Origin of the sequence: Thauera sp. (assembly GCF_035444905.1) — a bacterium.
In the GTDB taxonomy this organism is placed as follows: Bacteria; Pseudomonadota; Gammaproteobacteria; order Burkholderiales; family Rhodocyclaceae; genus Thauera.
The window spans coordinates 1-8,023 of sequence record NZ_DAOMPS010000094.1 but is presented as its reverse complement, the minus strand read 5'-3'; the positions used below and the strand labels follow the sequence as shown (position 1 = coordinate 8,023).

6 protein-coding genes are annotated in these 8,023 nt (G+C 69.1%); 4 read left to right on the top strand and 2 right to left on the bottom strand.

Features of this window, described 5'->3' with window-relative positions:
• From PLC66_RS21575 to PLC66_RS21560, 4 genes are all read left to right on the top strand, one after another.
• The coding region (locus PLC66_RS21575; RefSeq protein ID WP_324544249.1) for a hybrid sensor histidine kinase/response regulator at positions 1–1,866 on the top strand (1,866 nt) is incomplete at its 5' end.
• Positions 1,867–1,877: 11 nt separating this feature from the next.
• Positions 1,878–3,410, top strand: coding sequence for an ATP-binding protein (locus PLC66_RS21570; protein WP_324544248.1), 1,533 nt, complete (start codon positions 1,878–1,880; stop codon positions 3,408–3,410).
• Positions 3,411–3,451: 41 nt separating this feature from the next.
• Positions 3,452–4,693, top strand: coding sequence for an EAL domain-containing response regulator (locus tag PLC66_RS21565; RefSeq protein ID WP_324544247.1), 1,242 nt, complete (start codon positions 3,452–3,454; stop codon positions 4,691–4,693).
• 69 nt (positions 4,694–4,762) lie between these two features.
• Positions 4,763–5,116, top strand: coding sequence for an Hpt domain-containing protein (locus PLC66_RS21560; RefSeq protein WP_324544246.1), 354 nt, complete (start codon positions 4,763–4,765; stop codon positions 5,114–5,116).
• Positions 5,117–5,230: 114 nt separating this feature from the next.
• On the opposite strand, the gene PLC66_RS21555 is transcribed toward PLC66_RS21560, so the two are convergent.
• Positions 5,231–6,178: a DMT family transporter gene (locus tag PLC66_RS21555; protein ID WP_324544245.1), complete on the bottom strand. Its 948-nt coding sequence runs from the start codon at positions 6,176–6,178 to the stop codon at positions 5,231–5,233.
• A 168-nt stretch (positions 6,179–6,346) separates the two neighbouring features.
• A complete protein-coding gene (locus PLC66_RS21550; RefSeq protein ID WP_324544244.1) occupies positions 6,347–7,822 on the bottom strand; it encodes an NCS1 family nucleobase:cation symporter-1 in 1,476 nt (491 codons plus the stop codon).
• Positions 7,823–8,023 lie beyond the last annotated feature (201 nt).

Genomic DNA, 8,023 nt, shown 5'->3' with positions numbered 1-8,023 from the left:
GGCACGATCATCACCGTCAACGAGGCCTGGCGACAGTTTGCGCGCGACAACGCCCTGCCGTGTGACGCCGGCGCGATCGGGCAGAACTACCTGCGCGCATGTGATGAGGCCCACGGCCTGGCGGCCGACGAGGCAGTCGCGGCCGCGGCGGGCATCCGCGCCGTTCTCGAGGGCCGGAGCGAGCGCTTCCGCCTTGAGTACCCCTGCCACTCACCCACCGCGATGCGCTGGTTCGAGCTCGTCGTCACCCCCTTGCACAAGGGCCGGCGCCGCGGGGCGGTGGTGATGCACATCGACATCACCGAGCAGACGATCGGCGCCATGCGGCTGCGGGAGCAGGCGGCGATCCTGGACCAGGCCAAGGACGCCATCCTGGTCTGGGATGCCGACCTGCGCCTGCGCTTCTGGAACCGGGGCGCCGAGCAGCTGTACGGATGGACGGCGGCCGAGGCGCTCGGGCAGCGCGTCAGCACGCTGCTGCACGCAGACGTGCAGACGGCCGCCGCAGCCATGACCCAGGCCGTGGACAAGGGCACCTGGGATGGGCGTCTGCGCCTGCGACGGCGCGACGGCGCAGACGTGGACGTGGAGTGCCACTGGACCCTGGTGCGCGAGGCCGACGGGCACAGGCAGTCCATCATCGCCATCACCACCGACCTCAGCGAGCGCCTCGAGCTCGAGCGCCAGCTGCACCAGGCGCAGCGCCTGGAAGCGGTCGGCCAACTCACCGGGGGTCTTGCCCACGACTTCAACAATCTGCTGCAGGTCATCCTCGGCAATGCCGAACTGCTGGTCGAGCGCCTGCAACACGAGCAACGGCTGGCCGCCCTCCCCGCACTGATCCGGAGCGCTGCGCAACGAGGCGCCGAACTGACCGCCCGCATGCTCTCGTTCTCGCGCCGGCAGCCCCTCGATCCGCGGCCCACGGATACGGATGCGCTGGTGCAGTCCATGGCCGAGCTGCTCGAACGCACACTGGGCGAGCAGGTCCGGATCGAGTTCCGGCTCGACGCTGGTCCCTGGCAGGCGCGGGTCGACCCGGCACAGCTCGAGAGCGCGGTGCTGAACCTGTGCCTCAACGCCCGCGACGCGATGCCCGATGGCGGCCGCCTCGGCATCGCTTCGAGCCGGCTCCACCTCCCGGCTGCGGCGGCGGAGGCCGCCGGGCTGCGAGCGGGCGACTACGTCCTGCTCGAGGTGTCCGACTCCGGCGTCGGCATGACCGCCACCGAGCTCGCCCATGCTTTCGATCCCTTCTTCACCACCAAGCCACCGGGCAAGGGCAGCGGCCTGGGCCTCAGCATGGTGTACGGCTTCGCCAGGCAGTCGGGCGGACACATCCGCCTGGAATCCGGGCCCAGCCGTGGCACGGTGGCTCGTCTTTATCTCCCGCGCGCGCACCTGCTCGGTGCCGAGGGCGATGTGCGGGGCGCGGCTGCGGAGGCGGCTGCGGCCAGCCTGCGCACGCTGCCGGGCGGGCGCGGCGAGCAGGTCCTGCTTGTCGAGGACGACGAGCTGGTGCGCGAGCACGTCGCCAGCCTGCTCGACGACCTGGGCTACCGCGTCCTGACTGCCTGCCACGGCCCGGATGCGCTGGCGCGCCTGGCCGAACACCCGGACATCGACCTGATGTTTACCGACGTCGTCATGCCCGGCGGCATGAACGGGCGCGAACTGGCCGACGCCGTTCGTCGGGAACGACCGACGATGCCGGTGCTGTTCGCATCGGGCTACACCCAGAGTGCCCTGGAGCGCGAGGGCCGCCTCGAAGCCGGCTTCGAGCTGCTGAGCAAGCCCTTCCGGCGGCGCGATCTGGCCCTGAAGCTGCGGGCCCTTCTCGATCGCGCGCGCGAGGGACACGAATGACGGACCCGCCGATGAGGATCCTTGCCATGGCCTCGAGGACGCCGCCTTCACTGTGGAAGGCCATCAGCACCGCGCTGCTGCTGCTGATCCTGTCGGCCGACCTGCTGACGCCACTGGGTTTCGCACACGGCACACTCTACCTGGTGGCGGTGCTGCTCGCCGCCCTCAGCCTCGATGCGCGCTTCGTGCTCGGCCTGGCCGGCGCCGCGACGCTGGCGGTCAGCGCTGGCGCGCTGGTCTCGCCGCCCGGCTTCGATCTTGCCTGGGTCCTCGCCAACCGCATCCTCTCGGTGGCGAGCATCATCTTCGTGACCGTTCTCGCCCGCCATGCGATCCGCTCCTTCCATGCACTCGGCGACGAGCGCGAGCGCAGCCGCAGCAGCGAGGAGGCCCTGCTGCGGGCGCAGCGCCTCGAGGCCGTGGGCCAGCTCACCGGCGGGATCGCCCATGACTTCAACAACCTGCTGCAGGTCATCCTCGGCAACGCCGAGCTGCTCTTGGAACAGTTGCGCGATGAACCCCGTGCGCGCGCCCTCGTCGGGTTGACACGCGCCGCCGCCGAGCGCGGCGCCGACCTCACCCACCAGCTGCTGGCCTTCGCCCGTCGCCAGGCGCTCGCGCCGCAGCCGACCGACATCCGCGCCCTGCTCGATGGCATGACCCGGCTGTTGCAGCGCGCCCTCGGCGGGCACATCGACATCAAGTTCGACGTGAAGGACGATCTGTGGGCGGCGATGGTCGATGCCGCCCAGCTCGAAAGTGCCGTCATGAACCTGTGCATCAATGCCCGCGACGCGATGCCAGCTGGCGGACGCATCACCATCGAGGCCACCAATCTGGACGTCGATAGCCGCACGCTGCGGCCGGAGGACCTGGCACCCGGCCCCTACGTCATGCTGACCGTGACGGACACCGGCAGCGGAATGGACGCCGTCACGCTCGCCCGCGCCTTCGAGCCCTTCTTCACCACCAAGGACGCCGGCAAGGGCACCGGCCTCGGGCTAAGCACGGTCTACGGCTTCGTCAAGCAGTCGCAGGGCCACATCACCCTGCAGTCCGCGCACGGTCGCGGCACCGTCGTGCGCCTCTACCTGCCACGCGCCGACGCCCCGCCTGCTCAGGATACGGATACGGCAGGCGCGGTGGCGCTCGCCCGCGGCGGTGAATCCATTCTTGTCGTCGAGGACGACGAACTCGTGCTCGAACATGTGCGCAGCCTGCTGGAGCGCCTCGGCTACCGGGTCGTGACCGCGCGCAACGGCGAGCAAGCCCTCCGGACCCTGCGCTGCGGGCGCTTCGATCTGTTGTTCACCGACCTGATGATGCCGGGCGGCATGAACGGAAAGGCCCTTGCCGACGCTGCCCAGCAGCTGCAGCCCGGGCTGCCGGTGCTGTTCACCTCGGGCTATGCCGACAGCACGCTGGTGCACGGCGGGCGCATCGACGCCGGCCTGGAACTGATCAACAAGCCCTATCGGCAGCGGGAACTGGCAGCAAGACTGCGAGACATGCTCGACCTTGCGAACGGCACATGCAGCCACTAGATTCGAAGCAGGCAAGTCTGCCTGCCACTGGAGGGTCTTGCATGACAGCCCAGACGGACCGCAGGCCGCGACTGCTGATCCTGGACGACGATCCCCTGGTCGGCTGCACCATGCAGTTCATTGCCGAGGACCTGGGGCTGGAAACCTGCTTCGTGTCCACCGCGATGGCGTTCTTTGCCCAGCTCGAAGCCTGGCAGCCTACCCACATCGCGCTCGACCTGATCATGCCCGACATGGATGGTGTGCAGGTCATGAAACGCCTCGCCGGGGACCGCTGTCGGGCGCGCATCATCATCACCAGTGGCGTCGGCTCGCGCGTCCTCGACGCCGCCGGGCGCTCAGCTGCCGAACATGGCCTGGACATCGCCGGCGTGCTGTCCAAGCCCTTCTCCACCGGCGACCTGCGCCAGCTGCTCGCCGGCGCGCCCCTGGCGCCGCCGCATGCGGCACCGGCCACGTCCCCGGCCCGGCCCAACGCCGCCCCACCGCACCCGGAACTCGGCGTGGCCGACCTGCGCCGTGGGCTCGACGCGGACGAGTTGCTCGTCGTGTACCAGCCCAAGATCGATTGCACCGACGCTCGGCTGACAGGCTTCGAGGCCCTGGTGCGCTGGCTGCATCCGGACTACGGCCCCATCGCGCCCGACCGCTTCGTGCCGCTCGCCGAAGCCAGCGGACTCATCGCCGCGCTCACCGAGCGGGTGCTCGAGCTGGCGCTGCAGTGGTTCGCGCCGATCTGTGCCGACCGCACCGGCCTGGCCGGCGGCCGACAGCTGTCACTGTCGGTCAACCTGTCGGCGAAGGCCTTCAACGATCTGGATTTCGTCGACCGCCTCGCCCAATGCTGCCTGCAGCTGCAACTCGCGCCGGAGCGCCTGATCCTCGAACTCACCGAGACCAGCGCGATGGATGACCCCGTCGCTTCGCTCGGCCTGATTACCCGGCTGCGGATGAAGGGCTTCCATCTTTCGATCGACGACTTCGGCACCGGTTTCTCGTCGATGCTACAGCTGGTGCGGCTGCCCTTTTCCGAGCTCAAGGTGGACAAGTCCTTCGTGATGACGGCCCTGCAGTCGGAGGAGTCGCGCACGGTGGTGAAGTCAATCGTGGACCTGGGCCGCAGCCTGGGCCTGCGCACCGTGGCCGAAGGCGTCGAGACAGCGGAAGTGTTCGATTTCCTCCGCAAGATCGGCTGCGATCAGGCGCAGGGCTACCACATCGCCCGCCCCATGACCGGCGATGCGACACTACGGTGGATGCGCGAGCACGCCGCCACCCGATGAGGCCGCGACCCGGCCGCCGGCTCGCCCGCGGGGGCAGCGGGCGCGAATCGCGGACCACTGGAGCCAGCCATGCAGCACGCCTTCGACGAATACGCCCTTGAGCGCCTGGTAGGCCCTGACCCGGACAGGCAGCGCAGCATCTATGCGCTGTTCGTCGACACCAGCACCGAGGGCCTGGTGACCATGCGTGCAGCGCTCGAGGAAGCCAACCTGGCCGCCCTCGGCGTTGCCGCTCACCGGCTCAAGTCCGCAGCTCGACTGGTGGGCGCCCCCCCTCTGGGCGCACTGGCCGCGCAGATCGAGGCCGCCGCCGACCGGGGCGATGGCCGCACCATCGAGCCCCTGCTCGTCGAGGTGGAGCTGGAGGCGGCCCGCACGCTCGCCTGGGTCAGGGGGCGTCTCGACGTGCTGGCGGCGCATTGAGGTTTGCGCTGCTGCTCCGGATTGCCGACTCCCCCGCACCCGCGTGCCGGCCGAGGCGCCTGCGCAGCCGCCGCTTGCTGCACACGGGCAGGTCGCCACTAGCCACGCGGGGTCTCAAGTCACCGAGCCGCCCGAACCCGGCGCCGTGCGCCGCGCGTTCCACAGCGACCACAGGCTGGTCAGCGCCAGCGCCGCCCCAATCAGCAGCATGCCGACGAACTCGGCGCCGCTCGGCCGCTCGCCGAGCTCGATCCAGCCGGCGAGCACGCCGATCATCGGGATGCCCAGCGCCGACAGCCCGGCCATGCCGGCCGACAGGTGCTGCAGGATGTACAGCCACAACAGCCAGGCCAGCCCGGTGGCGAACAGCGCGTTGAAGGCGAGCGCGCCGAAGAAGTACGGCGTCGGGTCGATCGGCCGCGAGGGCAGGACCAGCGCGACGATGCACAGCGCCAGCGCACCGAACAGCATCTGCCAGGCCGTCAGCGCCAGCAGGTCGAACTCGCGCGCCAGGCGCATGCGCTTGGCCACCACCGCGGAGGCCGCCCAGGTCAGCCCGGCTCCGACAGCGAGCAGGTTGCTGAAGGCGCCGCCGCGCACAGCCCAGGGCTCCAGGATCAGCACCAGCCCGAACGCCGCAACCGCAATCGCCGCCCATTGCATGCCGCGCACGCGCTCGCCCAGCACCCACCAGGCGATCGGGATGACCCAGAACGGCATGGTGTAGACCAGCACCGCGGTCTTGCCCGCGCCGCCGGCCACCAGCGCCCACTGGATCAGCGCGGTGAAGGCCGCGGTCTGCAGTACGCCGAGCAGCATCACCTGGCGCGCTGCCACCAGCGTCATCGGCTTGCGCAGCACGACCAGCACGACGAACAGCGTGGCCGCGCCGAGCACGGTGCGGATCGCGGAGAAGTCGAAGGGATCGACGTACTGGATGACCTGCTTCATCACCACCCAGTTGTAGCCCCAGATCAGGGACAGCACCAAGAGCGCCAGCAGCGCGAGCCTGGAGGTGGTGGAGGGAGACGAAGCGGGGCGAGCCGAGCCGGGGGCAGACATTGCAACTCCAAAAGGAAAATGCCGCGGCGCCCCTGTCGGGGAACCGCGGCGAAGGTGTCCACCGGGGAGGACGGTGGAGAGTAACAGTGTGGGGCGGATTATCCGCCCTCTGTGCCTGCCCGACATACGGGCAGGCTGATGGACGACATCAGGTCAGGCCGATGAGGCTCACGCCGCCTCGGTCGTCGGCGTCGGCGTCGGCGCGCGCAGGCGCAGGCGCATCAGGCCGAGGTGCAGCACGGCGCCCAGCAGCGCACCGAACAGCCAGGCAAAGCCCGCCCAGGCCGCGAGCGCCGGCGTCCACACGGAGGCGACCGAGAACAGCGAGGCCACCGAGAAGGCGAACAGCGCGCGCTTGTTCCAGCCCTTGTCGAAGTAGTAGGTCGAGCCCGGCTCGGCCGAGAACAGGTCCTGCACGTTGAGCTTCTGCTTGCGCACCAGGTAGTAGTCGGCCACCACGATGCCGTACAGCGGGGCCAGCACCGCGCCCAGCGTGTCGACGAAGCCGGCGATGCCGATGTGGCTGATCAGCGCCACCCACAGGCCGCCGATGAAGAAGGCGATCGCGGCGGTGATGATGCCGCCGGTGCGCGCGCTGATCTTGGCCGGGGCGAGGTTGGCGAGGCCGAAGGCGGCCGGGATGAAGTTGGCCACCAGGTTGATGCCGACGGTAGCGGCGAAGAAGGTCAGCGCGGCGATGATGGTCAGCGCCAGGTTATCGACCTTGGCCACCATCTCGGCCGGGTTGGTGATCATCTCGCCGAACAGCACGGCAGTGCCGGCGGTGATGAAGAGCGCGAGGAAGGAGAAGAAGGCGAGGCTCACCGGCAGGCCGAGGAAATTGCCCCACTTCATCTGCGACTCGTTCTTGACGAAACGCGAGAAGTCGCCGTAGTTGATCACCACTGCGGCGAAGTAGGCCACCATGGTGCCGACCACCGCGACGAAGGCCGCGACCGGGCCGCCCGGGTGCTCGCCCTTGCCGTCGAAGATGGTGCCGAGTTCATTGAGCAGGCCACCGCCGGCCTTGTACCAGATGACGCCCAGCAGCGCGATCATGACCAGATAGACCAGCGGACCGGCCCAGTTCAGGAAGGCGGTGATCCAGTCGAAGCCGCGCAGGAAGAGCGCGAGCTGGAACACGCACACCACGGCGTAGGAGAACCAGTCCACCGCCGTCATGCCGAGGAAGGTCGCGCCGCCGGGGTTGCCGAGCAAGGCGTTGAACAGCAGCGCCAGCGCGGTCGAGGCAAAGTAGGTCTGCACGCCGTACCAGAAGATGGCGACGATGCCGCGGATGAGCGCCGGGAAGTTGGCACCATGCACCCCCATCGAGGCGCGCGCGATGACCGGGTAAGGGATGCCGTACTTCACCCCCGGCTTGCCGGTGAGATTGACCAGCACGTTGACGATGATGCCCGCCAGGATGATGCCGGCGAACACCGCCCAGCCGTTGAGGCCGTAGGAGATGAACAGCGTCGCCGCGAGGGTGTAGCCGAACAGGCTCTGGATGTCGTTGGACCAGACGTTGAAGATCTCGAACCAGCCCCACTTGCGCTTGTCGGGTGGCAGCGGCGCGAGGTCCGAGTTGTACAGGCTGGGATCCATGTGGTGGATCTGCAGATCGATCTTTTCGCTTTCCATGGCTGTCTCCATCGCCGCCGGGCGGCTTCTGGTTATGGGTGTCGGAAATGCTTGCGGACGCAATAGCCCCTCGCCCGGTCCGCGACGGGCGATTCGTTCATAGGCCGGACAAGCTTGCGGCTGCCGCGGCGTGCTTAGCGGGTCTGGTAGGGGTGGTGCTCGATCCAGTGGCGGGCGACGTCGACGCGACGGCAGACCCAC